The sequence below is a fragment of the Paenibacillus sp. OT2-17 genome (genome assembly GCF_009827695.1).
GTDB lineage: Bacteria > Bacillota > Bacilli > Paenibacillales > Paenibacillaceae > Paenibacillus > Paenibacillus polymyxa_B.
In genome coordinates this window covers 1-2,595 of record NZ_WUDQ01000519.1, presented here as the reverse complement: position 1 = coordinate 2,595, position 2,595 = coordinate 1, and the positions used below count along the sequence as shown (strand labels likewise).

The 2,595-nt window shown below is 46.9% G+C and carries 1 protein-coding gene; it reads left to right on the top strand.

The genetic code is table 11. From position 1 onward, the window contains the following. Positions 1-2,595 (top strand): non-ribosomal peptide synthetase (locus GRP75_RS23980; RefSeq protein ID WP_160790567.1); only part of this gene is annotated, 2,595 nt, incomplete at both ends.

Sequence of the window (2,595 nt, the reverse complement as noted above, 5' to 3'; positions counted from 1 at the left end):
GTGACGCTGTTGAATTTGAAATGGGACAGGAATTGACCCAGTCTTTAAAAGAACTGGCGGTGCACACGGATTCTACGCTGTACATGGTACTTATGGCTGCATACACAGCATTGTTGCATTATTACACAGGGCAGGAAGACATCATTGTCGGTACTCCGATTGCAGGTAGACCGCATGCTGACCTGGAGTCTATGCTCGGTATGTTTGTCGGCACGCTCGCATTACGTAATCATCCTCACGCTGAACAGACGTTTTATAACTGCATTGAGGACGCCAAGACATGTGCACTGCAAGCATATGCGCATCAGGATTATCCGTTTGAGGAGCTGGTGGAAAAGCTCGACCTGAAACGAGATATGAGCCGTAATCCGTTGTTCGACACGATGTTTGTATTGCAGAATGTGGAGAAAAAAGAAGTGAAGTTGGACAAGTTGTTCTTCCGCTCTTTTGGCATAGAGCAGGTTTCTGCGAAATTCGACCTGACGCTTGAAGTCAGTGAGGAGGAAGCATCTATCCAGCTCCAATTTCTGTACACTACATCTTTGTTTAAACGGGAAACGATAGAAAGTATGGCAAGGCATTTTGTACAGTTGGTCAAAACCGTTGTAGCCGATCCCAATACTAAGCTGGGCGAATTGGCGCTGATTTCGGAAGAAGACAAAGGGATTCTAAAAAAACATAGGGACACCCTAAAGGCTTCTCGCTACTGGAGTACTCTGCTCGAAGGCTATGAAGAAGCACCTCAATTGCCATATGCCAATCTGATCGGGCGCAGTCCATATCAGACAGAGCATCTGGAGATTAATTTGAATGTTGAACGAACGGTGGCGCTGCAGCGAATTGCACTGAATGAGCAGGTGACGATAAATACGCTGCTGCAGACAGCCTGGGGAATTTTATTGCAAAAGTATAGCGGTACAGATGATGTGGTGTTCGCTTGCTCCATATCAAGTCCCTTGACAGATATATTGGAATCGAAGCATTTAATTGGACTGGGTAACCACACCTTACCAGTCCGCATTCGAACCGAAGCAGGAGCGAACTTTATCGGGTTGATGAGAAAAGTGCAGCAGCAAACCGATGAATCTGCGGTATATGAACATTTACCAATGTCTGAAATGGTTACAACGAAAGTGCAACAACTGGCACTCTTTGGCCATAGAATGGTGTTTGAGACTACTTTGGAAGAGGCCAATACTGAGCAAGAAAGCTATGATTTAAGCATCATAGTATTTCAGGGAGATACGCTACGGATTGATTTTACCTATAATGCCCAGGTATATGATCATCAGAGTGTGTCGCAGATTCAAGGACATCTACTGCAGTTGCTGGATCAAATTATAGCGAATCCGGATAGTTTAATTGAGGAAATGGATCTGTTGACTATGCAGGAGCGGGAGCACATCATCCAGGTGTGGGGAAATACCACGGCAGAGTATCCGCGTGAACAAACAATTCACGGACTGTTCGAGGAACAGGTTTTGCAGACTTCGGATCAGACAGCGGTATATTTTGAAGGTCAACAATTGACCTACCATGAATTGAACGAGCGCGCTAACCGGTTGGCCCGTACTTTACGCAGCTATGGCGTGAAAGCCGATAGTCTGGTTAGTCTGATGACAGAGCGTTCCGTAGATATGATTGTGGGCATATTGGCAATTTTGAAGGCGGGGGGAGCATATATCCCGATAGACCCAACCTATCCGGAGGAACGCATCCGCTACATGTTAGACGACTCAGGTACCGAACTGTTGTTAACGCAACAGCACCTGACGGAAAAGGTGCTGTTTGGAGGCAAGGTGTTGGTGCTTGACGGTGAACAGGACGGAGTTGCTTCCGATACAAGAAAAGCGGATGTACGCGGGGAAATGCTGTCCGTATATCATCAAAACGGTTCGAATCTGGAGGCTGTATCGGGTCCAAACGATCTAGCATATGTCATCTATACGTCCGGGACGACGGGTCAACCTAAGGGAGTCATGCTTGAGCATCACGGTCTTAGTAATCTTAAAACCTACTTCGAGCAAAAGTTGAGTATTGGCTTGTCCGATCGGGTTGTCATGTTTGCCAGTTATTCGTTTGATACGTCATGCTCGGAAATAATCCAGTCTTTACTATGCGGAGCGACATTGTATATACCTTCCTCCGAGACTATTTTGAATTATGAACGTTTCGAGCAGTACATGGCTGCCTGCAAAATTACAATTGCAACGCTGCCGCCAAACTATGCTGTATACCTGAACCCGGATCGCATGCCTGATTTGCGTGTTTTGCTTACAGCAGGATCGGCCTCTACCGCAGAACTGGTGTCCAAATGGAAGGACCGGGTGGCTTATTACAATGCGTATGGTCCTACCGAAAATTCCGTTGCAACGTCTCTTTGGCCGGTATCGGAAGAAAATTCTGAGTTAGGTGGAATCATATCCATCGGGCGGCCTGTATCTAATCACCGCGTGTATATGGTGGATATACACGGGAATCTTTCACCTGCAGGAGTCCCTGGTGAGCTGTGTGTATCCGGTCCGGGGCTGGCACGCGGCTATCTACACCGTCCAGAGCTGACAAAAGAAAAATTCGTAGCCAATCTGTTTGCAG